The sequence below is a fragment of the Paraburkholderia sp. BL10I2N1 genome (assembly GCF_004361815.1).
Classification (GTDB): domain Bacteria; phylum Pseudomonadota; class Gammaproteobacteria; order Burkholderiales; family Burkholderiaceae; genus Paraburkholderia.
In genome coordinates, this window is record NZ_SNWA01000001.1 from 367,964 (window position 1) to 393,636 (window position 25,673).

24 protein-coding genes and 5 pseudogenes are annotated in these 25,673 nt (G+C 63.4%); 18 read left to right on the forward strand and 11 right to left on the reverse strand.

Going from position 1 to position 25,673, the window contains the following annotated elements:
* Positions 1-398: 398 nt before the first annotated feature.
* On the reverse strand, positions 399-563 hold the full coding sequence (locus B0G77_RS01735; protein ID WP_133660578.1) for a zinc ribbon domain-containing protein: 165 nt from the start codon (positions 561-563) through the stop codon (positions 399-401).
* Between B0G77_RS01735 and B0G77_RS43030 the strand changes: the two genes are divergently transcribed.
* From B0G77_RS43030 to B0G77_RS01755, 5 genes are all read left to right on the forward strand, one after another.
* The gene (locus B0G77_RS43030) at positions 492-662 is read left to right on the forward strand and encodes a hypothetical protein (RefSeq protein WP_166656084.1); all 171 of its coding nucleotides are present in this window, start codon (positions 492-494) and stop codon (positions 660-662) included. The genes B0G77_RS01735 and B0G77_RS43030 overlap by 72 nt on opposite strands.
* Positions 663-998: 336 nt before the next feature.
* Positions 999-1,373: a DUF2784 domain-containing protein gene (locus B0G77_RS01740; protein ID WP_133663999.1), complete on the forward strand. Its 375-nt coding sequence runs from the start codon at positions 999-1,001 to the stop codon at positions 1,371-1,373.
* Positions 1,374-1,538: 165 nt separating this feature from the next.
* Positions 1,539-2,024, forward strand: coding sequence for an adenosine-specific kinase (locus B0G77_RS01745; protein ID WP_133660579.1), 486 nt, complete (start codon positions 1,539-1,541; stop codon positions 2,022-2,024).
* A 226-nt stretch (positions 2,025-2,250) separates the two neighbouring features.
* Positions 2,251-3,627 (forward strand): IS4 family transposase, encoded by a 1,377-nt coding sequence (locus B0G77_RS01750; RefSeq protein WP_133660580.1) that lies wholly within the window; start codon positions 2,251-2,253, stop codon positions 3,625-3,627.
* A 95-nt stretch (positions 3,628-3,722) separates the two neighbouring features.
* Positions 3,723-4,919 carry a transposase gene (locus B0G77_RS01755; protein ID WP_243750896.1) on the forward strand — a complete coding sequence of 399 codons (1,197 nt, stop codon included), beginning with the start codon at positions 3,723-3,725 and terminating at the stop codon, positions 4,917-4,919.
* Positions 4,920-4,999: 80 nt separating this feature from the next.
* Here the strand turns inward: B0G77_RS01755 and B0G77_RS01760 are convergent, their stop codons facing one another.
* Positions 5,000-6,394 carry a Do family serine endopeptidase gene (locus B0G77_RS01760; protein ID WP_133660581.1) on the reverse strand — a complete coding sequence of 465 codons (1,395 nt, stop codon included), beginning with the start codon at positions 6,392-6,394 and terminating at the stop codon, positions 5,000-5,002.
* Between the two features lie 253 nt (positions 6,395-6,647).
* On the opposite strand from B0G77_RS01760, the gene B0G77_RS01765 reads away from it, so the two are divergent.
* The 7 genes from B0G77_RS01765 (at position 6,648) to B0G77_RS01790 (ending at position 13,687) form a co-directional block, all read left to right on the forward strand.
* Complete coding sequence (locus B0G77_RS01765; RefSeq protein WP_133660582.1) at positions 6,648-7,112, forward strand: ferritin-like domain-containing protein; 465 nt, start codon at positions 6,648-6,650, stop codon at positions 7,110-7,112.
* A gap of 70 nt (positions 7,113-7,182) precedes the next feature.
* Complete coding sequence (locus B0G77_RS43035) at positions 7,183-7,323, forward strand: hypothetical protein (RefSeq protein ID WP_166656102.1); 141 nt, start codon at positions 7,183-7,185, stop codon at positions 7,321-7,323.
* Positions 7,323-8,318: a lyase gene (locus B0G77_RS01770; protein WP_243750897.1), complete on the forward strand. Its 996-nt coding sequence runs from the start codon at positions 7,323-7,325 to the stop codon at positions 8,316-8,318. Before B0G77_RS43035 ends, B0G77_RS01770 begins: the two co-directional genes overlap by 1 nt.
* 266 nt (positions 8,319-8,584) lie before the next feature.
* Positions 8,585-9,286: an ABC transporter ATP-binding protein gene (locus tag B0G77_RS01775; RefSeq protein ID WP_133660584.1), complete on the forward strand. Its 702-nt coding sequence runs from the start codon at positions 8,585-8,587 to the stop codon at positions 9,284-9,286.
* 3 nt (positions 9,287-9,289) lie between these two features.
* Positions 9,290-11,869: an FtsX-like permease family protein gene (locus tag B0G77_RS01780; RefSeq protein ID WP_133660585.1), complete on the forward strand. Its 2,580-nt coding sequence runs from the start codon at positions 9,290-9,292 to the stop codon at positions 11,867-11,869.
* A gap of 4 nt (positions 11,870-11,873) precedes the next feature.
* A complete protein-coding gene (locus B0G77_RS01785; RefSeq protein WP_133660586.1) occupies positions 11,874-13,007 on the forward strand; it encodes a lipocalin-like domain-containing protein in 1,134 nt (377 codons plus the stop codon).
* Positions 13,008-13,084: 77 nt separating this feature from the next.
* Entirely contained in the window at positions 13,085-13,687 is a 603-nt protein-coding gene (locus tag B0G77_RS01790; protein ID WP_133660587.1) for a hypothetical protein, read from the forward strand.
* On the opposite strand, the gene B0G77_RS01795 is transcribed toward B0G77_RS01790, so the two are convergent.
* From B0G77_RS01795 to B0G77_RS01805, 3 genes are all read right to left on the reverse strand, one after another.
* On the reverse strand, positions 13,669-14,046 hold the full coding sequence (locus B0G77_RS01795; RefSeq protein WP_243750898.1) for an HTH domain-containing protein: 378 nt from the start codon (positions 14,044-14,046) through the stop codon (positions 13,669-13,671). The two genes, B0G77_RS01790 and B0G77_RS01795, sit on opposite strands and share 19 nt — an antisense overlap.
* Complete coding sequence (locus B0G77_RS01800) at positions 14,043-14,336, reverse strand: DUF6516 family protein (RefSeq protein WP_133660588.1); 294 nt, start codon at positions 14,334-14,336, stop codon at positions 14,043-14,045. The genes B0G77_RS01795 and B0G77_RS01800 overlap by 4 nt, the downstream gene beginning before the upstream one ends.
* A gap of 558 nt (positions 14,337-14,894) precedes the next feature.
* Positions 14,895-16,028: an RNA-guided endonuclease TnpB family protein gene (locus tag B0G77_RS01805; RefSeq protein ID WP_133660589.1), complete on the reverse strand. Its 1,134-nt coding sequence runs from the start codon at positions 16,026-16,028 to the stop codon at positions 14,895-14,897.
* A 142-nt stretch (positions 16,029-16,170) separates the two neighbouring features.
* On the opposite strand from B0G77_RS01805, the gene B0G77_RS01810 reads away from it, so the two are divergent.
* The 3 genes from B0G77_RS01810 (at position 16,171) to B0G77_RS01820 (ending at position 21,990) form a co-directional block, all read left to right on the forward strand.
* Complete coding sequence (locus tag B0G77_RS01810) at positions 16,171-17,652, forward strand: efflux transporter outer membrane subunit (RefSeq protein ID WP_279571341.1); 1,482 nt, start codon at positions 16,171-16,173, stop codon at positions 17,650-17,652.
* 111 nt (positions 17,653-17,763) lie between these two features.
* Positions 17,764-18,915 (forward strand): efflux RND transporter periplasmic adaptor subunit, encoded by a 1,152-nt coding sequence (locus tag B0G77_RS01815; protein ID WP_133660591.1) that lies wholly within the window; start codon positions 17,764-17,766, stop codon positions 18,913-18,915.
* Between the two features lie 12 nt (positions 18,916-18,927).
* A complete protein-coding gene (locus B0G77_RS01820; protein ID WP_133660592.1) occupies positions 18,928-21,990 on the forward strand; it encodes an efflux RND transporter permease subunit in 3,063 nt (1,020 codons plus the stop codon).
* Here B0G77_RS01820 and B0G77_RS01825 read toward each other — a convergent pair.
* The 3 genes and pseudogenes from B0G77_RS01825 to B0G77_RS01835 form a co-directional block, all read right to left on the reverse strand.
* Positions 21,987-22,217, reverse strand: a pseudogene (locus B0G77_RS01825) (DUF3579 domain-containing protein); the annotation flags it as partial. The gene B0G77_RS01820 and the pseudogene B0G77_RS01825 overlap by 4 nt on opposite strands.
* A 205-nt stretch (positions 22,218-22,422) precedes the next feature.
* Positions 22,423-23,079: an adenylyl-sulfate kinase gene (gene cysC / locus B0G77_RS01830; protein ID WP_347814148.1), complete on the reverse strand. Its 657-nt coding sequence runs from the start codon at positions 23,077-23,079 to the stop codon at positions 22,423-22,425.
* Positions 22,965-23,535, reverse strand: a pseudogene (locus B0G77_RS01835) (alpha/beta hydrolase); the annotation flags it as partial. The pseudogene B0G77_RS01835 and the gene cysC, both read right to left, overlap by 115 nt.
* 124 nt (positions 23,536-23,659) lie before the next feature.
* Here B0G77_RS01835 and B0G77_RS01840 point away from each other — a divergent pair.
* The 3 genes and pseudogenes from B0G77_RS01840 to B0G77_RS45480 all read left to right on the forward strand — a co-directional run.
* Complete coding sequence (locus B0G77_RS01840) at positions 23,660-23,962, forward strand: type II toxin-antitoxin system HigB family toxin (RefSeq protein WP_133660593.1); 303 nt, start codon at positions 23,660-23,662, stop codon at positions 23,960-23,962.
* Positions 23,963-23,967: 5 nt separating this feature from the next.
* A pseudogene (locus B0G77_RS01845) lies at positions 23,968-24,335 on the forward strand (transcriptional regulator).
* Between the two features lie 35 nt (positions 24,336-24,370).
* A pseudogene (locus B0G77_RS45480) lies at positions 24,371-24,490 on the forward strand (cyclic-phosphate processing receiver domain-containing protein); the annotation flags it as partial.
* A gap of 140 nt (positions 24,491-24,630) precedes the next feature.
* Here B0G77_RS45480 and B0G77_RS01855 read toward each other — a convergent pair.
* The 3 genes and pseudogenes from B0G77_RS01855 to B0G77_RS01865 form a co-directional block, all read right to left on the reverse strand.
* A pseudogene (locus B0G77_RS01855) lies at positions 24,631-24,883 on the reverse strand (integrase); the annotation flags it as partial.
* 97 nt (positions 24,884-24,980) lie between these two features.
* Positions 24,981-25,352, reverse strand: coding sequence for a type II toxin-antitoxin system VapC family toxin (locus tag B0G77_RS01860; protein ID WP_133660595.1), 372 nt, complete (start codon positions 25,350-25,352; stop codon positions 24,981-24,983).
* A complete protein-coding gene (locus B0G77_RS01865; protein WP_133660596.1) occupies positions 25,349-25,546 on the reverse strand; it encodes a type II toxin-antitoxin system VapB family antitoxin in 198 nt (65 codons plus the stop codon). Before B0G77_RS01865 ends, B0G77_RS01860 begins: the two co-directional genes overlap by 4 nt.
* Positions 25,547-25,673: the final 127 nt, after the last annotated feature.

Here is a 25,673-nt window from a genome sequence, read left to right on the forward strand (position 1 = left end):
CTTCGGCCCGACACGTAAACGCTCCGCTCCCGCGTTGCCGGCACAATGCAGTTCTAACATGGCCTTTCTCCTCGTAGCGGTGGCGATCCTGCCAGCAATGGAAGTCGGCAGGATTATGCCGAGAATCAAGGCCCCGGGTCCGGCGCAAGTCATTGAAAGTCAACACGTAATTCTGCGCAAAAACGCAGAACTCGGAATAATCCGGGACTCGGAATTATGGCGCCAGTCGCACATACTCTGGCGCCCTACGGCGACAAGACTTCGGGCGGCGACGCGGCTTCGCCAGCAGAAAAATCTCCGGACTGAGCGATGCCCCGGGAGTCCCTGACTCACGGGGCATCTTGACGAATTAAACCGTGCCCATCAACACGTTAAGTGTAGGGCCGGCCGCTCGGGTCTCAGCTCTTTTTCGATGTCTTTACGACAAAGGGCGTGGGTTTGTGTTGAACCTTCTCGCTCCCGCACTTGGGGCAAAGCGGACGGGCATTTTCATGTTCAACGAGATGTTCGGCATGCTCGAACGTCTCGCCGCACTCCTCGCAGCGGTATTGATAAGTCGGCATCGCTCCTCCCTCCTGAATCCCATATCGGCCGTCGACGTATGCGACGGCAGCCGGATGCTGCACGCCAGCAACCTGCCTGGGCTACACCAGCGCATGTGATGCGCGCGAGTGTGGACCTGGCCCGTCCCGACCCCGATCTCGTTTCCACGCCTGGTGATAATCTGGACCTGTCGCTAACAGGGTACAAAACAGGCGCACGAAACATCGCTCCATAGCGCGATGATCGCCGTCGCCGTTTCTCCTGCGTGTGCGCAAAACGCTCGCCGTGCTCGCAGCCTGAACACGCGATGCGCCTCCGGCAGGGTTCGCTTTCAGTCTACATCCGATAGCCCGCGAGAATGCAACGATATTCCGACAAACGTGACGCAGCGCGAAAGCCGTGCGGCATTGCACAAGAAGCTGTCCGGCGTTCGCCGCGAATTCTGTGAGGACGTCATGAACCAGCTGGCCGACGCGGTGCTCGTCCTGCATGCGCTGGTGGTGATTTTTATCGTGGGGGGACTCGTCGCGATCTGGGTGGGTGCAGCCCTCGGCTGGAGCTGGGTACGCGGCCGGCTCTTCCGGTTCGTGCATCTGCTGGCGATCGGCGTCGTGTCCACGCTGTCGCTGCTCGGCGTCGCCTGCCCGCTGACCGTGCTGGAAGACTGGCTGCGACATGGCCCGAACGAAACGCAGGGCTTCATTCAACGTTGGGTGAGCCGCCTGCTCTATTACGACGCGCCCGCCTGGGTGTTCACGCTTCTGTACGTCGCGTTCGCGCTGGTGGTGCTGACCACCTGGCGCCGGATTCCGCCGCGGCGACGCGCCTGACCAAAAGGCGATCCGCCCGCAAACAACCTATCATTTGGACACCCGCCGGTTTTTTCGCGCATGCGATGTGCGGCAGGCAATCCGGTGATCCGGACGCCGGCGTGACCAGCAGGTGTCCCGGCACGCGGCTCCAGACCCCGCGTTCGACACAGAGGGAGGTTCGATATGCAACTGCTGACCATGGCCGTCGACAAGCCGGAAGACATGAATTTCATCCTGGGGCAAAGCCATTTCATCAAGTCCGTCGAAGACATTCACGAAGCAATGGTCGGCACTGTCCCTGGAATCAGGTTCGGGCTTGCCTTCTGCGAAGCGTCAGGCAAGCGCCTCATACGGTCTTCGGGTACGGATGCGGGCCTGATCGAGCTTGCCCGGCGAAACGCGATGACGATTGGCGCCGGCCACAGCTTCATCATCTTTCTGGGCGACGGGTTTTACCCGGTCAACGTGTTGAACGCCATCAAGGCCGTGCCCGAAGTGTGCCGGATCTTCTGCGCGACGGCGAATCCCACCCAGATCGTCGTCGCCGAGATGGAGCAGGGGCGCGGCATCATGGGCGTCGTGGACGGATTCACGCCGCTTGGTGTCGAAACCGAAGAAGACGTCCAGTGGCGCAAGGACCTGCTGCGGCAGATCGGCTACAAGGCTTGAACGCGACGCGGGGATGCCCCGTGATTCAGGTCGATTCCCTTGCGTAGTGACCGCGGTACATATAACCGCAATGTGGGGTCCTGTACGGATATCTTTCGGGCGGCCGCCCGCATCGCAACGTTTTACCAGCCTCTTCCTTCAGGTCTGAGGATTGCCCACAATTCCGGTTGTAAACCGCGTCAGACGGTGTTAACTTTTGCCATCCTATTGATGTAACGGCTGCGGATTGGCGATCGGAGACGACACGGCAGACTGGGCGAGCGAGGAATTCGCGCAAGCGAACCTCGGAGACGCTCGCCTGTCGCAGCGCCTGGTTGCGTTGGCACGCCAACTGGCGACCAGTCCACACACGTCGCTGCCGCAAGCGCTGTCGCCCGCTGAACTGAAGGCGGCCTATCGATTCTTCGACAATGACCTCGTCGACACTGACGGCGTGCTGGCGCCGCATATTGCGCAAACGCTGCACCGCATGGAGCAGATTCCGGTGGTGTTGGCCATACAGGACACCACCGAATTCAACCTGACGCATCTGCATGCCACAGAAGGCTTGGGTCCGTGTACCGGTGGCAATGAGCGTGGCTTCTTGATGCACAGTCTGCTGGCGGTCAGTCCGGAGGGGCTGCCGCTCGGAGTGTTGGGCATGAAGACGTGGGCGCGCACCGAAGGAGCCAGGGGCAGTGCCGCGCAGCGCAAGTCCCGGCCGATCCACGAGAAGGAAAGCGTCAAGTGGATCGAGGGGCTTGCGCACCTGTCAGCGCTGAAGTCGCGCTGTGCGCACACGCAGCTCATTGGCATTGGCGATCGCGAGAGCGATGTCTATGAACTGTTCGCTGCGCAGCGGCCAGAGGGTGTGCACTGGCTGGTGCGTGCGGCATGGAACCGCCGCGCCCGCCATCCCCAACGCTATCTCCGGCAGGCAGTGCTGGATACCCCTGCAGCCGGTCACACAGAGCTGCTGGTGCCAGCTAAAGGTACGCGTGCACAGCGCACGGCAAGCCTGACGCTGCGATACGCGTCTGTGCGCCTGCAGCCACCCAAGGCGCGGGCCAGCCAGCTGCCTGGACTCGATGTCTTTGCCATCCACGTCATCGAGGACGAACCGCCCGCCGGTATCGAACCGCTCGAATGGATGCTGCTCACTTCTGTGCCCACACACTCCCCAGAACAGGCCCTTGAGCGGCTGCGGTGGTACGCGCGGCGCTGGACGATCGAGACCTGGCATCGGGTGCTCAAGAGCGGCTGCCGTATCGAAGCCCGTCAGTTTGGCACGCTCGAGCGTTTCGTTCGTGCTACAGCACTGTTTGCCGTGATCGCCTGGCGTATCCTCTACACGACCCTGCTGGCTCGCCTCGATGGCGAACTGCCCTGTGAAGTGGTCCTTCAGCCAGTTGAATGGCAGGCGTTGTATTGCCGCGTACACCGTACCACCCGGCCGCCGGACAAGGTGCCGTCTCTGGAGCAGGCGGTACTGTGGATTGCCACCTTGGGCGGCTACCTGAATCGCCACAATGATCCTCCTCCTGGCGCAACTGTCATCTGGAGAGGCTTCCTCGTCCTGCACGAAATCACCGAGATGTTTCGCATCTTTAATTCAGGATCATAAGATGTGGGTAAAACCCAGGCCTTCAGGTGGAGGATGTAGAGCGCGGCGACCGGAGGTCGCCTTGACTTTGCCGTCGAAAGCATTAACGTTGGGGCATGCCGAAAAGACAGCCCGACCCGAGAACCACCACGCGCGTGCTCAGAGTCCGCATCAAGGACCGGCACGCATCGGAGTTGCTGGACAAGGCATTCTGGGTCAATCAGGTCTGGAATTATTCGAACGAACTGTCGTACAAGGTGTGGGAGCGTGAACGACGCTTCATCAGCGGCTATGAGATCGACCGGTACACCAGCGGTGCCTCAAAGGCTGGCGTGCCGTTGCATTCCCAGACGATCCAGGCCATCAGCGCGGAATTCGTGACACGCCGCGTTCAGGCCCGCAAGGTCAGGCTTCGCTGGCGTGTGTCCTCTGGTCCACGCCGCAGTCTCGGCTGGGTGCCGTTCAAGGCCTCAGCGCTGCGCTACCGCAACGGGCAGATCTTCGTGTCCGGCCTGGACAGGCCGCTGTCACTCTGGGACAGCTATGGTCTGTCCAGCTACGAGCTCGGGGCCGGTTGCTTCAGCGAAGATGCGCGCGGGCGCTGGTACCTGAACGTCACGGTCAGGATCAGGAAGGCAGCCCCCGAGCAAGGACGCAGCGCCATTGGCATCGATCTGGGCCTGAAGGACTTCGCAAAGACCAGTGACGGTGAGCCGATCGAGGCACAGTGCTTCTACCGCAAATACGAGGCGGCGCTAGGCGTGGCGCAACGTGCCCGGCAGAAGAAGCGGGTCGCTGCGATCCATGCCCGCATCAAAAACAGCAGGAAGGACTTCCTGCACAAGGCTTCAACAGCGCTCGTGCGCAAGCACGGCGCCATCTTCGTTGGCAATGTGAATGCCTCAGCCCTGGCACGGACCGGTATGGCCAAATCCGTGCTGGATGCAGGCTGGAGTGCATTCCGGACCATGCTGCAATACAAGTGCGATGACGCGGGCGTGTGGTTCGAAGAAGTCGACGAGCGCTACTCCACCCAGACCTGTTCGTGTTGCGGATCACGTACCGGACCCAGCGGCCCAGAAGGGCTCGCGGTCCGCGAGTGGACCTGCACCGTGTGCGATGCCGCGCACGACCGGGATACCAATGCCGCCAGGAACATCCTGCGTGGCGGTCTGGAGAGGATGGAGGCGCAGTTTGCCGCGGCGGTCGGTCAAGCCGTCGCGAATGAGGTGCCACCCGGCGCCAGGGTCGGACGTGACCCTCTTGCAGAAGGAATCCTCGCCCTTTCCGCGACAGCGGCAGCCGCAGACTGAGGGCGAGGAGGACGTCAAGTTTGGCCGCCCGTGACCGTCTCCAGGTGTTCAGCTGGACTATGTCCAGGCGTCCCAATCCATCAGCCGAGTTCGACCGGGACAGACAGCTGCTCACCGTCCCGCTGGATCAGCAAGGACACTTGATCGCCGGCCTGGGAAATCATTTGCCTGAGTTGGTTCACGCTCGCCACCCGCTTGCCATCGACAGCAAGAATCACATCCCCGGACTGGATCCCCGCCTGGGCCGCCGGCCCCTGTGCCTGCTCAACGAGCAAGCCGGACGACAGCGACGCCTCACCCAGTTCCTCCTGCGTAAGCGGCCGGACCGCGACACCCAGCCGCGCATGAGCCGGCTGCCGTGCGGCGTTCGGCAACTCCTTCGTGCCGGACATGACGCCTACCGTAACGGACACGCTCTTCCGGCTGCCGTTGCGCCAGACGCCGATATCGGCCGTGGCACCCGGCGACAGCCCGGCGATCCGCGAGCGCAACTCCGACGCATCGGTCACTGGCGTGCCATTGACCGAGAGGATCACGTCCCCTGTCTGTATCCCTGCCCTGGCGGCCGGGCCGTCAGGATTGACGGAGCCGACCAGCGCGCCCTGCGGTTTATCCATGCCCAGCGATTTCGCAGCGGACTGGTCGATGGGCCCGACACCGATGCCTAGAAGGCCGCGGCTCACATGGCCGGTCTTGACGAGATCGTCCTTGACCTTGATTGCCTCGTCGATTGGAATGGCGAACGACAGCCCCTGAAAACCGCCTGTGCGCGAATAGATCATCGAGTTGATGCCGATCACCTCGCCCTTCATGTTGAACAGCGGGCCGCCTGAATTGCCCGGATTCACCGGTACGTCGGTCTGGATGAACGAGGTGTAGTTCTCATCTGACATATTGCGTGACTTCGCGCTGATGATGCCGGACGTGACCGTGTTGTCAAAACCATAGGGCGAGCCGATCGCGAGCACCCATTCGCCGACCTTGCTTTGCGCCGGATCGCCGATTTTCACGGTGGGCAGGGTTCCCGCGTCGATCTTCAGCACGGCGACGTCCGACTCCTTGTCGGTGCCGATCACGTGGGCCGGAAATTCGCGCTTGTCCTTCAGCATGACGGTGACGACATTCGCGCCGTCGACGACGTGGTTGTTCGTCAGAATATAGCCATCCTGACTGATGATGAAGCCTGAACCCAACGCCGCGCTCGATCGGTCGTCCGCGCCCTGCCCTTGCGAATCACCCTGGCCGGCAATGTGCTTCGCGCTGATGTGGACCACGGCAGGTCCGTAGTTTGCGACGATATCCGAGAAGTCCGGCGTGCCGGGGCGCGCGCCGGATGCGAACGGCGCGGTCACCGTATCGGCGCTCTTGACGGTCTGCGACGCATCGGCATTGCGATGGCCTACGGCGTATGCGCCCGCCAGAGCGGCTACGGCGCCGAGGGTCATCGCGCCGCGGGAGAGGATTCTGGTGTTCATGGGTTCTCGTAGAGCGTAAGGAGTACTTTTTTGAGATCCGTAACGTACGTCACATCGCTTAAAGCGGGCTTAAATCTCTGCGGGGCAGGGAATCTTCGGGGGCGACGCTGACCGCAGGTCTTCTGATAAGGGGACGAAACAGGTGAATCTGGTCGGATGACGACTGACGTGGCAGCGCGATAGCGCGCAGAATGACCCTCGTCAACGATCAATCGGCATCTCTCGAAACGGGTTCCGCAAAATGGAGGAAAAAATGTCCGAGATAGAGAAGGAAAAGGTTGTGGCAGTGCTAAACCAGATTCTCGAGTCCGAACTGGCTGGCGTGGTTCGATACACTCACTATTCCTTCCTGGTTTTCGGCTTTGGCCGCATCCCCATTGTGTCGTGGCTGCGACAGCAGGCCGACGAGTCGCTGGTGCATGCCCAACAGGCCGGTGAATGGATCACCACCCTGGGCGCATACCCGTCTCTGGAAATTGGCCCGCTTCTGGACTCGCACACCTTCGACATCGCGTCCATCCTGCGTGAATCGCTGGAAGCCGAGAAAGTCGCGCTTGGCCTGTATCGGGACCTGCTCGCGCTGACGGAAGGTCGTTCGGTCGCGCTCGAAGAATACGCACGCCAGTTGATCCATGTCGAAGAGGTGCACGCCGGCGAAGTGGACAAAATGCTGCGCCGCCCCGGAGCAATGGCGACACCGCCCGAGCGCGGCACATGAGCAGCCTGATCGTGCGCCGCGGTTCGGCGCATATTGCTACGCCGCAGTCGAATCAGAACGGACGAAACGGGTGGACGCCGACGTCGTCGAGGTCCGCCGGCCGTTCGATCCGGCCAACAACACGGGCGCGCGCCTGGCCGTGACGCTCAAGACCGGATTTCGCGAACATTCGGGGATACGGAAGAAGAAACGAGGAAGAGGCACAGCATGATGAGCGCCAGATCCTTTGCTTCAGCCCTGATCGGTGTAACGCTCGCCGCAGGCGTCGCGCAAGCCGGTACGGCGCGCGCTGCGCAGCCGCAGCAATTCGACAGCTTCGCGCTGCCCGTCGGTAGCGCGCCGCACGACGTCGCGCCGGCAGCAGACGGCGCCGTCTGGTACACCGCCCAGGCCCAGGGCGCGCTCGGGCGGCTCGACCCGGGAAGCGGCAAGACGGTCCAGATCCCACTCGGAGAGGGATCGGCGCCGCACGGCGTGATCGTCGGTCCGGATCGGGGGGCCTGGGTCACCGATGGAGGCCTGAACGCGATCGTGCGGGTCGATCCGGACACGTTCGCCGTTACGCGTTTTCCTCTGCCGAAGGATCGCGCTTCTGCGAATCTGAACACCGCGGTTTTCGACAGGCTCGGGCATCTGTGGTTTACCGGGCAAAGCGGCATCTATGGCGAACTGGATCCGAAGAACGGCCGTATGCGCGTTTTCGATGCACCTCGCGGCGCCGGGCCTTACGGCATATGCGTGACGCCGGACGGCAGCCTCTATTTCGCGTCGCTTGCGGGGAGCTATCTCGGCCACATCAATCCTGAGAGCGGCGCCGTGCAGGTCATCGAGCCGCCGACACCGCACCAGGGTGCGCGGCGGGCGTGGTCCGATTCGAAGGGGCGCGTCTGGGTTAGTGAATGGAATGCCGGGAAACTGGGCGTCTACGATCCGGCGACGCGTCAATGGCACGAATGGCGACTCCCCGGCGACGACCCTCATGCCTATGCGATCTTCGTCGACAACCGCGATACCGTCTGGCTCAGCGAGTGGAGCGCCAACGCGCTCGTGCGCTTCGACCCGCGCAGCGAGCGGTTCGACGTGTATGCGCTGCCGCACGCGCACGCGAACGTTCGCCAGCTGCTCGGACGCACGGGAGAAGTGTGGCTGCCTGAATCGGGCGTCGATCATCTGGTGCGTTACCGGTATGGCGCAGCCGAAAACTGACGGCGCCGATATTGCCGTGCGCCCCCATCGCATGCTGATCCGCTGACAGCGGATTGACGGTTGCCTTTCCCGGCGACCCTGTCGCTGCGGCAAGCGGTATGCGCATACTTCCTCCTATACTCCAGACGTAGGTCATCCTAGACTCTGGCTGGCTGCCTCCATGCGTGCACTGCCAACGACCTTGTCTCGCACACGTTCTGCGCGACGCAAAGGCCGACGCTGAGCCGGCTGCTGCACTCGCAGCGCGACCGCCACCCCGGGACACCATGCTGACGCTGTCGAATGTTTCGAAGAGCTATCAAGGCTCGCAACCGCGCAATGTGCTGCGCGCGGTGAACCTCGAACTGCGGGCCGGCGAATGCGTGGCGATCATGGGGGAGTCCGGCACTGGAAAATCGACGCTGCTAAACCTGGCTGCCGGGCTCGACCGGCCCGATGCCGGCCAGATCCTGTTCGAAGGACAGGATCTGGCAATGCTCGACGATGACGCCGTTACCCTTGAACGGCGCCAGAAAATGGGTTTCGTGTTTCAGGCGTTCCATGTGCTGCCGAACCTGAGCGCCGCACAGAATATCGCCCTGCCCCTGCTGCTGAACGGTGTGGGCGCACGAGACGTGGCGGAGCGCGTTGCCGCTGCGCTGGGGTCGGTCGGGCTCGAAGGGCGCGCCGACACGATGCCGCGCGAGCTCTCCGGTGGCGAATTGCAGCGCGTGGCGATTGCGCGCGCGCTGGTCCATCGTCCGCGCCTCGTGCTGGCAGACGAGCCCACCGGCAACCTCGACCACGACACGGCGATGCGTATCCTGCATCTGCTGCGCGAACTGACCCGGCAACACGGTGCCGCCGCGCTGCTCGTCACGCACTCGGCGGTGGCCGCCGCGACCGCCGATCGGGTCCTGCGACTGACCTCGCAAGGACTCGAGCCCTATGCGCCGGGTCAGGTCAGCGCCGGGGCCGGAGCCGCTTAGGCGATGCGGGTCCCGAGCGTCGTGCGTCCCCGGCTCCCATGGGGCATTTTCTCCTCCGCCGGTGCGTACGGCGTGGCGCTCATTGGGGGCGAGGCGCGCGGACATCCGTTGCGGGCGATCGTCGGCATTCTCGCGATTGCGGCGGGCGTCGCAATGGGCTACTCGGTGGATCTGATCAACCGCGCCGCGCTGACTGAACTATCCGCGACGGTCAATTCGCTGATGGGCAATGCCGACGTAGAAATACGCGGCCCACGCGCCGGTTTCGATGAATCGCTCTACGCGCGCATCGCGCGCCTGCCGGACATCGAGACGGCAAGCCCGGTCGTCGAGGTCGATGCACGGGTGGCTGGCCGCACGGAGCCGCTGAAACTGCTCGGGATCGATGTCTTTCGCGCGGGCCTCGTGACGCCGAATCTCATCGGGCGGGTCGCGGGCACGCGTGCCGGGAGCCTCGACCTGCTGGACCCTGACGCGGTTTTTCTTTCGCCTGCAGCGTTGACGTGGCTGGGTCTGCAGCCGGGAGCGCATCTTGCCGTACAGGTCGGGCTTCAATCCGTCGTGCTGCGCGTAGCGGGCGTGCTCCCCGCCACCGGCGAAGCGGTGCGTGTCGGCGTGATGGACATCGGCGCAGCGCAGTGGCGTTTGCAGCGACTCGGGTCCTTGCAGCGGATCGACATCAAGCTCAAGCCCGGGGTGGATGTCGCCACGTTTACGCGCTCGGTCGCGCCGCTGCTGCCGGCTGGGGTAGCTGCCGTCACGCCGCTCGACAACGCGCACCGCACCTCGCAGCTCTCGCGTGCCTACCGGGCGAACCTGAACGTGCTTGCGCTCGTCGCGCTCTTCACGGGCGCGTTTCTCATCTTCACGATGCAGGCGCTCGCCGTGCTGAGGCGGCGCGCGCAGTTCGCATTGCTGCGCACGCTTGGCGTGACGCGCCGCGGCGTGTTGTGGCTCATCGTCGCGGAAGGCGCCGCGCTCGGGGTGCCGGGCGCGCTGGCGGGCCTCGCGCTCGGCTTCGCCCTTGCCGCCGCCGTGCTGCGCTACGCGGGCGGCGATCTGGGCGGCGGCTATTTCGAGGGCGTGCAGCCGAAAGTACAGTTCGACGCGCTGGCCGCGTTGATGTTCTTCGCGCTCGGCTTATGCGCATCGATCATCGGCAGCCTCGCGCCCGCACTCGAAGCCGCACGCGCGAGTCCTGCCCAGGCGCTGAAGGCAGGCGACGAAGAAGCGCCACTCGGGCGTCTGCGCACACGTTGGGGCGTGACAGCCGCTCTGGGTGCACTCGCTCTGGGACTCGCGGCGACGCAGCTTCCTCCGCTCGCCGGCTTGCCGGTATTTGGCTATGCGGCCATCGCGTTGCTGCTGCTCGGCGGCGTTCTGGCGATGCCGTTCGTCGCGCATGCGGTGTTTGATGCGCTGCCACGTCCGCAACGTGCGCTCCCGCAACTGGCGCTCGCGCAGCTTGCTCACGCACCCGGTCGCGCGGCCATCGGCCTTGCCGGCATCGTCGCGAGTTTCAGCCTGATGACGGCCATGGCGATCATGGTGTCGAGCTTTCGCATCGCGGTAGACGACTGGCTGCAACTGCTGCTGCCCGCCCCCCTTTACCTGCGCGCGGCGCCTGGCGGCGACAGTGCATACCTGTCCCCGAACGACCAGGCGGTCATCGCGGCGACGAAAGGCGTCGAGCGCGTCGAATTCCTGCGCGCGACGCAGATCTCACTCCAGGCGCGTTTGCCTCCTGTCAGCCTGCTCGCGCGACCGATCGATCCGCACAATCCGGGCGCACGTTTGCCACTGACCGGCGCGCCCGTCATGCCGCGCGCAGGCGATCCGCCACCGGTGTGGGTCAGCGAGGCGATGGTCGATCTGTATGGCATGCAGCCTGGGCGCCGCATCCTGCTGCCGCTGGCAGGCCAGCACTTTGCTGTGATCGTGGCCGGCACGTGGCGCGACTACGCGCGCCAGTTCGGCGCGATCGTGATCGACGAACGCGACTATCGCCGGCTCACGCGCGATACGCGGGTGACCGATGCGGCGCTCTGGCTCGCGCCTGGCGTCGCGCCGGCGCAGGCCATCGCGCGACTGCGCGAGGGCCTCGCGGGCGGACATCAGCTGGCTTTCGCCGAGCCGGGCGAGATTCGCGCGACGAGCCTCAGGATCTTCGATCGCAGCTTCGCGGTGACCTATCTGCTGGAGGCGGTGGCCGTGATCATCGGACTGTTCGGTATCGGCGCAAGCTTCGGCGCACAGGCGCTTGCCCGCGCGCGGGAGTTCGGCGTGCTGCGGCATCTGGGTGTGACGCGCCGTCAGATCGGTGCGATGCTTGCGCTCGAGGGCGCGCTCGTGGCGCTCGTCGGCGTGCTCTCCGGGCTCACGCTCGGCTCGGGCATCGCGATGGTGCTGGTGCATGTCGTCAACCCCCAGTCTTTTCATTGGACGATGGACCTGCATATGCCGTGGCGACTGCTCACCACGCTCGCGTCGGCGGTCGTTGGCGCCGCCGCGCTCACCGCGCTCTGGAGCGCGCGCACGGCGATGTCGGTGGACGCCGTGCGTGCCGTGCGCGACGACTGGTGACCCTATGAAAAGGCGCGCGTTCCTGCTGTTGCCGCCAGCGCTGTTGTTCGGGCGAGGCGCATGGGCCCGCGCGCCGGACTATCCGCCCGTGCGGAGCGGAGAGCCACTGGCGTTCCCGCGCGACTACGGCGCACATTCGGGCTATCGCACCGAGTGGTGGTACGCGACCGGCTGGTTGCAAACGGATACCGGTGCGTCGCTCGGCTTTCAGGTGACGTTCTTTCGTTCGCGTCCGCCGCTCGACGATGCCAACCCGAGCCGCTTCGCGCCTGCGCAACTGCTCTTCGCCAACGTCGCGCTGAGCGACCCGGGCGTGGGCAGGCTGCAGCACGACCAGCGCGCGGCGCGCAGCGGCTTCGGTCTCGCGGACGCGAGCGAGGCGGACACCAACGTGCACATCGGCGAGTGGTCGTTGCGGCGTGAGGCCGACGGACGCTACCACGTCAGCGTCGCCGCGGCCGACTTCAAGTTTCTGTTCACGATGCAGCCCACGCACCTGGTGCTCGTGAACGGCGCATCGGGCTATAGCCGCAAGGGGCCGCTGCCGGACGAGGCGAGCTACTACTACAGCGAGCCGTGGCTGCACGTGGACGGCACCTTGACGCGCAGGCGCCGACCTGACGGCATCCCCAACCACGATCCGGAGCACGTGAATGGCACTGCGTGGCTCGATCACGAATGGTCGTCGGCGCCGCTCGCAGAAGGCGCCGTCGGCTGGGACTGGATCGGCATCAATCTCGACGACGGTGGCGCAGTGATGGCGTTTCAGATCCGCGACAAGGCGGGGCACAAGTTCTGGGCCGGCGGCACATTGCGCAACGCCGACGGGAACACGCGCGCGCTTGCGCCTGACAGCGTCAGCTTCACCCCGTTGCGCTGGTGGCGCTCGCCGCACACCGGCGCGCGCTATCCGGTCGCGATGCGCGTCGATGCCGGCGACGCCCATCTGGTGCTCGCGCCGCTAATGGACGATCAGGAACTCGACAGCCGCGCCAGCACGGGCGCCGTGTACTGGGAAGGCGCAGTCGTCGCGTTGAAGGCAAGCGACGTGAATACCGCGAACGCAACAGGCGCGGCAACGCGACTCGGACGGGGTTATCTGGAACTGACCGGATATTTTCAGCGGCTCGATCTATAGGATGGCGATGGTCGCGCAAGCTGCGCTGTGTCCGCAACGCGTGGCGCCCGGCAAGGACTTCCATTTCCACTACGGGTGTGGATACCGTCACGCTGACTGGCAACAACAATGTCCTCAACGCCGTGCTCGGCGTGGACGCCAGCGGGCACTCGGTTGCAACGCTGAATGCGTTCGACTCTATCAAAGGCGCCGCAAACAGCACGGGCAACACGCTGAATATCGCTGACTCGTCGACCGTGGCTCAAGTAGACGTTATTCCGGCGACACTGTCGAATATCCAAACCGTCGGCCTGACGACCACGGACAACGCTGGTTCTGTCGGTGGTCCTACTGTCTTCGACGTCTCGGGTCTTACCAACCTGACCGTTCAGTCCGCCGGCAATGCGGGCGACGACATCAAAGCCGCAACGACGACCAATGTGACCGACACGGCGTCTGGTGGCGGCGGTGCGACGATTAGCGGTGGCAATGCAGTCACGGTCAAGGCGAACGGTAGCATCAGCGTCACTGGCGCAGCCGGTGCTGTCGCAGTAACGGACGCCGGAGCCGGTCCGAACACCATTACGGTCCAAGGCGGCACAACCGTCAGCGCCGCGGCCGGCGCTGTACCCACCCCGCTTCGGCGGGGTTTTTTTATGCTTTCCCGAAACGGTCCAAAGGGTCAGGCAATCACGACGTGAAGGTCAACGTGTTCGGCAACGGCGCGGACAACCTTGTGCGTTCCGTGGCCCGCGTTCGGGGTGGTTTCCACCGTCACAAGGCCAGCGTGACAGAGCGCATCAACGTCGCGCTTGACCGCGCTGCGGTCACGCGACAGGCGGGCCGCGATAACCGTAATGGATGCGGCTCCTTCCTTAATCGCGCGAAACACCCCGATACGGGCCTGGGTCAGGAGCGGTGCGATGTCGGCTGGGTCTTCAAATGTGATGACGTGAGTCTCAGCAGGCAACTCGCCTCGGTCAAGCTGCTGGGCGAGACGCTTGCCGCGTGCAAAGAAGTCCGCTTCAGTACCAATTTCAACTTGCATCTTGCTCATCATTGGCTCCGTAATGCGGTCCAGTCTTGGGCGAACTGGTCCTCTATATCTTCAAAGCTGACAAAATCGACGGGTGTCACGCTGCCAAAATAGTGCCGGTGATGAAACCCGTGCGCGTTGTCATAGCCCACAACCCGTCCATTGTCGCCCTGGTAAAGCGCATGGTTGATGTAGGCCAGGTTGTAACGCGAGACTTCCCCCGCTTCATTTACCCAGACCTCGCGCCGGAGTTCGCCATTTCCACGGTTCCGGGGTACGACGTGGCGCTCATCGTGAATTTTTCTTTCAGCCATGACCAATCATATCATGGCTGGTGCGCGCTGACTTGCTGGCTGAACCCGGCACTCCCCGGAGAATACGTCTGGTGGGAAGGTGTGCGACAAAGATAAGTCAGCATCGTGGCTGACCGGTACAAGAAATTTCAAAAACTCATTGCGGCTCAAGGGGTTGGTGCCCTTTTTGCCTTACGCTGACTACGACGCCGACCTCCGAGCTTCGTCGCGCCTAGTGGACCGCCGGAGCACGACGCACAAAACATCCTCAACGTGTTGCAGTGCAACCGCCTTGCGCTAGAGGAAAAATGCTTTTTGAATGCGTGCGCGGCAAGGCAAGTCGTCCCCTCGATTTCCTTGCCAAGATCGTTGTGCCTTATGCACCACCGCCCTGCCCGGCCGTCGCACTCGATGCCAATGTGCGCCCGGACGCACGTGCGTTCTTGCCATTTTTCTGAGAGGATCGCGGTTGTCGCAACGATGGGTTCACCCCGGTCGTACCCTTTATAAGGCGGATCGTTGACTACTCCCCTCTCTGAAGAAAAGGGGATTCCCACTTCGCGGAGCCCAGCCTATGCCTCAACGAGACACGGGACTTACAGCCTCTCCACGGGCTGAAACCGCCAGTCCGGCGGCCAGAACATTACGCGCAGCGTTGACGTCGCGATCGTGGATCGACCCGCATTCCGGGCATGTCCATGCACGGACCTTCAACGACATTTTGGCGACGGTATGTCCGCAATCACTGCATCGCTTGCTGGATGGATACCAGCGGTCGATACCGATCAGCGTGCGCCCATACCACTGCGCTTTGTACTCGAGTTGCCGCGTGAACTCGGACCAGCCCGCATCGCTGATCGATTTCGACAGGCAACGGTTCTTCTGCATGTTGCTGACCGACAGGCTTTCGATGGCGATCACCTGGTTTTCGTTGATCAACCGCGTCGAAAGTTTGTGCAGGAAGTCCCTGCGGGCGTCTGCCGTCCTGGCATGCGTGCGTGCGACTTTAAGCCTGGCCTTCCTGCGATTGGCCGAGCCCTTTAGTTTCTTCGCAAGCCGCCGTTGCAGCTTCGCGAGTTTCTCCTCGTTCTTGCGGAACACGTTCGGCGCGGCAATCTTCTCGCCGGTCGACAGAATCGCGAAGTGCGTAAGCCCGAGGTCGACGCCGATCTTTCCAGCGGCGACCGGGCGCGCGCTCACCACGTCGTCGCACAGCATTGAGACGTGGTATCGGCCCCCCGTGTCCTTCGACACGGTGACCGTCGGTACCTTCGCGCCCCTGGGGATCGTGCGTGACCAGCGGATCGCGAGCGGCTCATCCATCTTCGCCAGCCTGAGCGCGGCGCCGTCCCACCTGAATGCGCTCGTGGTGTATTCGGCCGACTGCGGGCCATCCTTGCGCCTGAAAGTGGGGTACTTCGCACGCCTGGCGAAAAAGTTGGCGAACGCAGTCTGCAGATGCCGAAGCGCCTGCTGCACCGGAACCGAACTCACTTCGTTCAGCCAGGCGTGCTCTTCGGTCTTTTTGAGCGCCGTCAACGCCGCGGAGGTCTCGTGATAACCCATGCGTTCCTGCCGCTCATACCACGCATCGGTGCGCTGCCGGAGCATGTGGTTATAGGCGAAGCGTGCGCATCCAAACGTCCGGGCGAGAATCACTTCCTGCCCGGGCGTCGGATAGAACCGGAATCGGTACGCACGCTTGATGTCCATTCTTCACACAATACCATGGGCATGCGTAAAGACGTTAATTGGAGCACGAAGCTACAAGCGAAAGCACATGCCGTCACCTGCCGACTTGTGGGTAGTCCTGGGGCCTGAAAGCCGAGGTTTCCCGGAGACTCTCGTGAAGGGTTTGACTCACTGTACCAACCGGTGTCAGCGTTTCTGCGTCGCGCTCTGCGGCTGCGCGGCGCTGGCCGGCTGCATGGTCGGGCCAGACTATCGAACCCCGCCAGCACCAGCGGTCGACACCTATACCACCGCCCCGCTGCCTGCTCAGACAGCGTCCGCACCGGGTGCCTCCGGCCTGCCGCAATCCTTTGCTACCGGGCAGGATGTCCCGGCCGCCTGGTGGACACTCTTTCACTGCGAACCCCTCGACGCGGTGATTCGCGAGGCGCTGGCCGACAGCCCCAATGTCGCCGCCGCGCAGGCGGCATTGCGGCAGGCTCGCGAAAACTTCCTGGCACAAAGCGGCGCAACACTGCTTCCCGCCGTAGACGCCAAGGCGAGCGCCACACGAGAAAAAATCAACGGTATCGCGTTCGGCAACCCCGGATTCACCGAGGAGTTCAATCTCTACAACGCATCCGTGAACGTGTCGTACAAGCTTGACGTGTTCGGCGGCTCACGCCGTGAACTGGAAGCACTGCATGCGCAGATCGATTACCAGCAATTCGAGTTGCAGGCCGCCTACCTTGCGCTGTCGGCCAACATCGTGACCGCCGCGGTCAGGGAGGCATCGCTGCGTGCCCAGATCGAAGCCACCGAGCGCATCGTCGAGGACGAGGACGCGCAACTGCAGCTCCTTCGCAAGCAGTTCGATCTCGGCGGCGTAAGCCGCACAGCGGTGCTCGCGCAGGAGACACTCCTCGCGCAGACGCGGGCGACGCTCCCGCCGCTGCGTCAGTCGCTCGACCAGGTGCGTCACCAGCTTGCCGTGCTGACCGGGAAGACGCCGGCCGAAGCAGCGGTGCCCGAATTCCGGCTCGAGATGTTTTCGTTGCCGGTGACGCTGCCCGTCAGCCTGCCATCCACGCTCGTCAGGCAGCGGCCCGACATCCTCGCCGCTGACGCTGTCCTGCATCAAGCCAGCGCGCAGGTTGGCGTCGCGACCGCGGCGCTGTACCCGCAGATCACGTTGTCCGCCAGTTACGGCTTCGAGGCGCTGACACCCGCCCAGCTCTTCAAGGCAGGCAGCACGGTCTGGAGCCTGGGTGCCGGCCTGCTGCAACCGGTCTTCCACGGCGGACAGCTGAACGCCCAGAAGCGCGCGGCACAGGCCGCATATGAACAGGCTGAAGCGCAGTATCGGGAAACGGTGCTGCTGGCATTCCAGAACGTCGCGGACTCGCTGCGGGCGCTCGAACACGATGCGACCGGCCTGAAAGCGCAAACCGACGCCTGGCGCGCCGCCAGCGACTCGCTCGACCTGACGCGCTCGCAGTACCGCATCGGCGGCGTGAGCTATCTGTCGCTGCTCGACGCGCAGCGCCAGTACCAGCAAACCGTGTTGAATCTCGCGCAGGCGCAGGCATCGCGCTACGCCGACACCGCGGCGCTGTTTCAGTCGCTCGGCGGCGGCTGGTGGAATGCCGCGGCTCCGCCCAATTGACCGCACCACGCATCGAAAGCCTCACAGGACGCTCGCCTCGCCCCCACGCGCGACCTGTGCCGCTGAACAGGAAACATCTGGCATCCCGGGCGCCGTTACAAGGACAAGTCGATGATCGGAAAACGACCGATGGCCAGACGAATGGTGATCATGCTGATCTGTGTCGGCCTGCTGCTCGCGGCGCTCGTCGGCTTCAACCTGTTCAGGAACTACATGTTCGCGAAGTTCATGGCGAGCAATGCGGCCCCGCCCGCCACGGTGTCGGCAGCGGTCGCCAGCTATCAGGCGTGGCAACCCCAGCTCTCCGCCATCGGCAGCCTGCGCGCTGTGCGCGGCGTGGACGTGACCACCGAAGTCGCCGGGCTCGTGCGCGAGGTCGCGTTCAGTTCCGGGCAGGACGTCAAGGCCGGACAGGTCCTCGTCAGGCTCAACGCGGACTCCGACGTGGCACTGCTCCAGTCGTTGCAGGCCGCCGCGGATCTCGCGCAGACCGTCTACGAGCGCGACCGCGCGCAGTACGACATCCGGGCGATTGCCAAGGCCCAACTCGACGCGGACGCAGCCGACCTCAAGAGCAAGAAGGCCCAGGTCGCGCAACAGGCCGCGCTCGTCGACAAGAAGACCATCCGCGCGCCGTTTGCAGGGCGTCTAGGCATCACCACGGTCAATCCGGGCCAGTACATCAATCCGGGCGATGCGATCGTCACACTGCAGGCCGTTGACCCGATCTACGCCGACTTCACCCTGCCGCAGCAACAGCTCGGCCAGCTCGCGATCGGTCAGGCCGTCTCGGTTAACACCAATGCGTATGGCACACGCACCTTCAGCGGCAAGATCACCTCGATCAGCCCGAAGGTCGACAGCGCGACGCGCAACGTGCAGATCGAAGCGAGCGTCGACAACCACGAGCGCAAACTGCTGCCGGGCATGTACGCGAACGTGAAGATCGACGCGGGTGCCGAAGAGCGTTTTCTGACGCTGCCGCAAACGGCCATCACGTATAACCCTTATGGCGCGACCGTATTCGTCGTGAAGCCGGGCACGCGGCCCGACGCGCAAGGCAGGACGCTGCCCGCCGCCCAGCAGGTGTTCGTCACGCCAGGCCCCACGCGCGGCGATCAGGTCGCGATCCTGAAGGGCATCGCAGCCGGCACGCAGGTCGTGACAAGCGGACAGCTGAAGCTCAAGAACGGCACGCTGCTTGTCATCAACAATCGCGTGCAGCCGTCGGACAGTCCGAATCCCACGCCTCAGGAACAATAAAGAGGCCGCGCGATGACATTCACCGATCTCTTCATTCGACGACCCGTGCTCGCGGCGGTTGTCAGCCTGCTGATCCTCGTGCTCGGACTGCGCTCGCTCGCGGCGCTAAAGGTCAGCCAGTATCCGCAGACCGAAAACGCCGTCGTCACGATAACAACCGCCTACTACGGCGCGAACGCCGACACGATCGCCGGATTCATTACGCAGCCGCTCGAAGCGGCGATCGCGCAGGCGCAAGGCATCGATTACCTGTCCTCGACGAGCAGCACCGGCGTCTCGACCATCGTTGCGACACTGCGCCTCAACTACGACTCGACCCGCGCGCTGACCGAGATCAACACGCAGATCCAGTCGGTGCGCAACCAGTTGCCACCGCAAGCCCAGCTGCCCGTGCTGACGGTCCAGATCGGACAGACCACCGATGCGATGTACATGGGCTTCTACAGCGACGTGCTGCCGAGCAACAACGTCACCGACTATCTGCTGCGCGTGGTCAAGCCCACGCTCGATTCGATCGAAGGCGTGCAGACGGCCGAAATCCTCGGGGGACGTCAGTTCGCGCTCAGGGCATGGCTCGATTCGACGCGCATGGCCGCGCACGGCGTGACGGCCGCCGACGTCTATGCGGCGCTCGGCAACAACAACTACCTCGCGACGCTCGGCTCGACGAAGGGGCAAATGGTCAGCGTCGCCCTGAATGCGGGCACGGACCTGCATACCGTCGACGACTTCAAGCAACTGGTCGTCAAGCAGAAGAACGGTTCGATCGTGCGCCTCGAGGACGTCGCGAACGTCGTGCTTGGCGCCGACAGCTATGACTTCAACGTCGCGTTCAGCGGCAAACGCTCGGTGTTCATCGGCATCAAGGTGGCGCCTACTGCCAACATCCTCGATGTCGCCAAGCGTGTGCGGACCGCCTTCCCCGCCTTGCAGAGGCAGTTTCCGACCGGGATGACCGGCGACATCGTCTACGACGCAACCGACTTCGTGAACACGGCGATCAGGGAAGTCATCAAGACGCTGGTCGAGGCACTGCTGATCGTCACCGCGGTGATCTTCCTCTTCCTCGGCAGTTTCCGCGCGGTCATCGTGCCGCTGATCGCCATGCCACTATCGCTGATCGGCTCGTTCTTCGTGATGCAGTCCCTCGGCTATTCGATCAATCTGCTGACGCTACTCGCGCTCGTCCTCGCGATTGGCCTCGTGGTGGACGACGCGATCATCGTCGTCGAAAACGTCGACCGTCACATGAAGCACGAGGGCAGAACGCCCTTTGACGCAGCGCTGATCGCAGCGCGCGAACTGGGTGGACCGATCATCGCGATGACCGTCGTGCTGGTTGCCGTCTACGCGCCGATCGGCTTCCAGGGCGGGCTGACGGGCGCGCTCTTCACCGAGTTCGCGTTCACACTCGCCGGGGCCGTTACCGTATCCGGCGTGATCGCGCTGACCTTGTCGCCGATGATGTGCTCGCGTTTCTTCCGGCCGGACCAGGGGGCCGGCCGCTTCGCAAGTTTCGTCGACCGGCAGTTCGAACGGGTCCATCGCCGCTACGCCCGCATCCTGCACGCGACGCTCGACACGTGGCCCGTGTTTGCGCTGATGGGTGCGATGCTGCTCGCCGGCGCGGTTTACCTGTTCGCGACGTCGAAAACCGAACTTGCGCCTCAGGAGGATCAGGGGATCGTGCTATCGCAGATCCAGGGGCCGCCGAACGCAACGATCCAGCAGATGCAGGTGTACGCAGACCAGGTATTCGAGATTTCGAAAGGGTTGCCCGAGTACTCGCAGATGTTTCAGCTGACGGGCGCGCCGACCCTGAATCAGGGGATCGGCGGCGTGCTGTTCAAGACATGGGACCAGCGCAGCAAGGGCGCGACCGTGTTGCAGCAGGAGTTGCAGGAGAAGTGGAATCAGATTGCCGGTGCGCGTGTCGCCGCGTTCCAGTTCCCGCCGCTGCCCGGCTCGCGAGGCTTGCCGGTGCAATTCGTCATCAGCACGACCGAGCCTTTCGAGAACCTCAACGAGGTGGCGGAGGCGGTTCTGCAGAAGGCGCGGGCGAGCGGGATGTTCTTCTTCGTCGACAGCGACCTCAAGCTCGACAAGCCGGAAGCCACGCTTGTCGTGGATCGCGACAAGGTCGCTTCGCTCGGACTCTCGCAGGGTGACGTCGGCCAGACGCTCGGCGCCGCGCTCGGCGGTAACTACGTCAATTACTTTTCGATCGCTGGACGCTCGTACAAGGTGATTCCTCAAGTGTTGCAGACCGACAGGCTCAATCCTTCGCAGGTGCTCGACTACTACCTGCATACGCCGGACGGAAGCGTCATCCCGGCTGGGACGGTCGCGCATCTGGAGCACAATGTCGTGCCCGAATCGATCAACCATTTCCAGCAGCTCAACTCGGCGACGATCTCGGGTGTCGTCGTGCCCGGCGTGTCGCAGGGCGAGGTGCTCGATTTCCTGCGCAAAGCGATCGCGCAGGTCGCGCCGACGGGATATTCCGCGGACTACTCGGGGCAGTCGCGGCAGTTCGTGCAAGAATCCGGCGGCTTTGTCATCACGCTGATGTTCGCGACGATCATCGTCTTCCTCGCGCTCGCCGCGCAATTCGAGAGCTTTCGCGATCCCATCGTGATCCTGGTTTCAGTGCCGATGGCGCTTTTCGGCGCGCTCGTCTTCATCAACATCGGACTGACAACGCTCAACATCTATACGCAGGTTGGACTCGTCACGCTGATGGGACTCGTCAGCAAGCACGGCATCCTGATCGTGCAATTCGCCAACGAACTACAACGCACCGGCAGATCGAAGCGCGAAGCGCTGGAGGAAGCAGCCGGCGTGCGGCTGCGTCCGATTCTGATGACCACGGCGTCGATGGTGTTCGGCGTTGTGCCGCTGGTGATCGCTTCGGGGGCGGGCGCCGCGGGACGTAACGCGATGGGGCTTGTGATCTTCACGGGGCTGTCGATCGGCACCCTCTTTACGTTGTTCGTGGTGCCGGCGATGTACATGTTCGTTGCCGCCGATCACCATCGCGGAGGTGAGCCGGCGAAAGGCGGGGAGAGTGTTTAGCGACTGCCGGTGCGGGCGTTTTCGACAACAGTCCGGCTATGCGAGCAATTCGCGTCGCCGCCCGAGGCTAGCTCCGGCTGGCGAGCCTCGCCGTTGAGCGCGAAAAGAATATCCATCGGCGGATCATTGTCTTTGGGAAAGCGGGCGACAAAATCAAACGCGTCAGGGCAGGCTTGCCGAAGCTCACCGGGGACGATCAGGCATTTAACCCCAGCGTCGACGACGGGCGCCTCCGGTTTCCGTCTGTACGAGCAGCACGACCAGGCCTATTGCTCCCAGTTCGCCAACGTCGAGCAGGCTGCGGCCACCCAGATTCGCGGCTGGTTCGACGCCGGCGTGCAAGGCACGACGATCTTCGGCGCACTGGAATGCAACAAGTTATTCGGGCACCGCCAGACGAAAGAGGCGGCAACAGACACACCCAGCCTACAGTCACCGCGTCACATCTCGATATAGGGACGCTGTCCCGCGTTCCGTGATACAGGTCACAGCTGGCAGGTAGCTGCCGGCTAATATCAAAGACAGTTCGGGGTTGAGCGGCACCGCGTCGGAGTCGCTGATGTCGGTAAAGTTGACGATGTTCCCAGTTCGCGCCCGTTTGTAGAGCCCCTTCGGGTCGCGCGCTTCGCAGACCGGGAGCGGCGTCGCAAGATACACCTCGATGATCTGGTCCTTACCGACCGTGAGGCGCGCCATCTCACGATCCATCCGATACGGCGAAATCAGCGCGGCAATAGCGACGGTTCCGGTGTCGTTCAGCTGCCGGCAGGGTTGCGCCACGCGGCGGATGTTCTCGCTGCGGTCCTGCCGCCAAAAGCTGAGATCGCGACTGAGTTGCTGACGCACGACGTCGCCGTCGAGCACCTCGCATGTCACGCCTCGCGCCGCGAACGCATCCGCCAGCGCGTGCGCGAGGTCGTTTTGCCGGCTGCGCTTAAGCCCGTCAGCCATAAAGTGTAGAGAAAGTCTTTCATCTACTGCGCTGAAGTGGTGAGGGAGCATGCGGGTGCGGCCGCCAGCAACCCCGGCCAGCGACTGCTCCAGTCGCTGTCGTGGGCGAGACCCGGGATCGTCAATGCGCGCGCGCATCGCACGCCGGCCGCGTTGACGAAACGCTGCGCGAACGCCGGTGGCACCACGGTGTCGTCAGCGCCGCTGAAGTGAATCTGCGGAATCGCTGCGACGCGGCTCGCGAAATCGATCGCGTTCTCCGATTGCGGCATGGTCGACACGTCGTGCAGTCGGTTGACGAACTCGTCGTCAAGACTGCCGGCCACCGTGCGGATTGATGCAACGTCGGTGCGGCGTGCCGCGACCAGCACGGCCAGTGCCCCGCCTCCCGAATAGCCGACCAGCTCGATGGGTTGGCCCGCCGCGCGCGGCGAACTGCCTCACGGCCTCGTTCATCGACGTCACCACCTCCGGCGCGAAGCGTTTGCCGGTCCAGTGAGGAACGCCCCAGCGTGGATTCATTGCCATCGGCGTGAACCGACATGGACGGGCGAGACAGACGACGTTCGGCGCAGGATCCGCCGCTGCCAGCGCCGCGCAAGCGGCCTTTGTCCTATGGAACGGCGCGGTGCTGTCCTTCAGGTGAGAGCCAGGCGGCCGCGAACGGGATCAACGAATAAAGTTTGCTTTAGTCCCAAAATGGGACTAAGCATGGTCCATGCGAATTTTTGCGAAAAAAGTCCTGTTGGCATTCTGCGAGAAGCATCCGGTCGCGCGGCAGTCGCTGCTGGCGTGGCACGAGGAGGCGGTAAAAGCCGTCTGGATGACGCCTCAGGACATTAAGGCCAGATATTCTGCCGCAAGCTTTGTCGGGCGAAACCGGGTGGTATTCAACATCAAGGGAAACGACTGCGGGCTCATTGTGGCGGTCGCTTACCGCATAGGCGTCGTCTGCATCAAATTCGTCGATACTCACGGCGAGTACGACAGGATCGATGCTGAAACTATAGAACTGGAGTAATCAATATGGAAATCCGCCCGATTCACAACGAACACGATTACAACGAAGCCTTGCAGATCGTATCGGTCCTGGTCGACGCCGACCCGGCTCCCGGCACGCCGGAAGGCGACCGGCTCGAAGTCCTCGCCACCTTGGTCGAGCGCTACGAGGCTGAGCATTTCCCGCTCGATCTACCCGATCCGATCGAAGCGATCAAGTTCCGCATAGAGCACGCATAGAGCAGGCCGGTTTGTCGGCCAGCGATATGCAGCCGTATCTCGGCAATCTGAACAGGGTCTACGAAGTGCTCAATCGGAAACGCGGGCTGAGCCTTGCCATGATTCGCCGCCTTAATCGCGAGTTGAAAATCCCCGCTGAAGTGCTCATTGCATAGAGCAAGAGATCGGAAAAGCGCGAGGAGGCGCATGCATGAAGGTCTTTCTTGACGACGAACGTGCGACTCCTGAAGGCTGGCACCGGGTCTACTGGCCGCCCGAAGCTATCCGACTGCTGGAAATGGGGAGTGTCGAAGAGATGAGCCTCGACCATGGGCATGTTGCGCCCGGCGTCGTCTCCGTGCACCAACGCCCATATCTATCGCTTCATCTCTTCATCTCTCGGGTACTTTCGTCCGAATCGTCGCCGATCGCTCGTTGGTGCGGTTCTTCTACCGCTCCAACGTGCTTGTCTCACCAGCCAATCCGGTGTTCGTCCTCCGTCTCCTGATGCCGGCGATCATCGTCGACGTGCAGATAGAGGCTCGCCGTCAGCGTCGCATGGGACAGGTTGTCGCGCACGAGCCGAAGGCCCACCTGCTGGTCCTCCATATGCGAACCGGCGCCGTGCCGCAGCCTGTGCTGCCGAGGCCTTTTCCAGCAGGTCGGCTCATCCGGTGGATGCTTCGCCTCGTTCGCGCAGCCGGTCGACGGCGCCCGCAAACACATCCACCGCGAACCCAGCGCAGGATTTCGCAGATATGGAGGCAACGACCACTGATGGAGGCAACGACCACTGTACTCCTTGACACGGTCCATACATATCAGTGTCCCAGCATTGCGCCCAGCCCGAGTTCGTCGGCGACCTTCTTTAACCGCTTGTCGCGCGTCCAGACGGTCACACCGGGCTGCAACCGCGCGGACGCGAGCAGCGCGGTATCGACATACCCGATTCCACGATTGAAGAGTTGCTCGCCCTCGATGAGATAGAAAACCTCCTCGGGTGTAGCTATGGGGGCGCCCGGGAGATCCAGCAGCGCACCAAGGACGACTTCGCGGTTGCGCAAACTGCCGAGAGAGATTTCCCCGATTACGTAGGGGTGGGCGAGCACGCGTTCCCCTGCCAGCAGGCTCACCAGCATCGAGTCAGACGCGTTAATGTGGTCGATCCAGATGGACGTGTCGACCAGAATCATTCGACATCCTGTCGACGACGCGGGGCTCCCTGAATTCCAGGCTGGCTACCGCCAAGGTTCGCCAGCCGGCGTGCGGCCTCACGTTGGATAAGGGCTTTGAGCGCTTCACGGACCAGCGCGGTCTTTTCGTCCAGCCCCGTGTAGGCTTGTGCCTTGGCGATCAGTTCGTCGTCCAGGGCAATGGTAGTACGCATGGATGCCTCCGCAGTTGAGGCTTGCATCATAACATCATTTGATGCGCAAAAATGTGCCTTTGATCCGGCGGACCGTGGAAGACGGCGTTGGTGCACGGAGACGACGCCGGGCGCAACATGCTCCTTA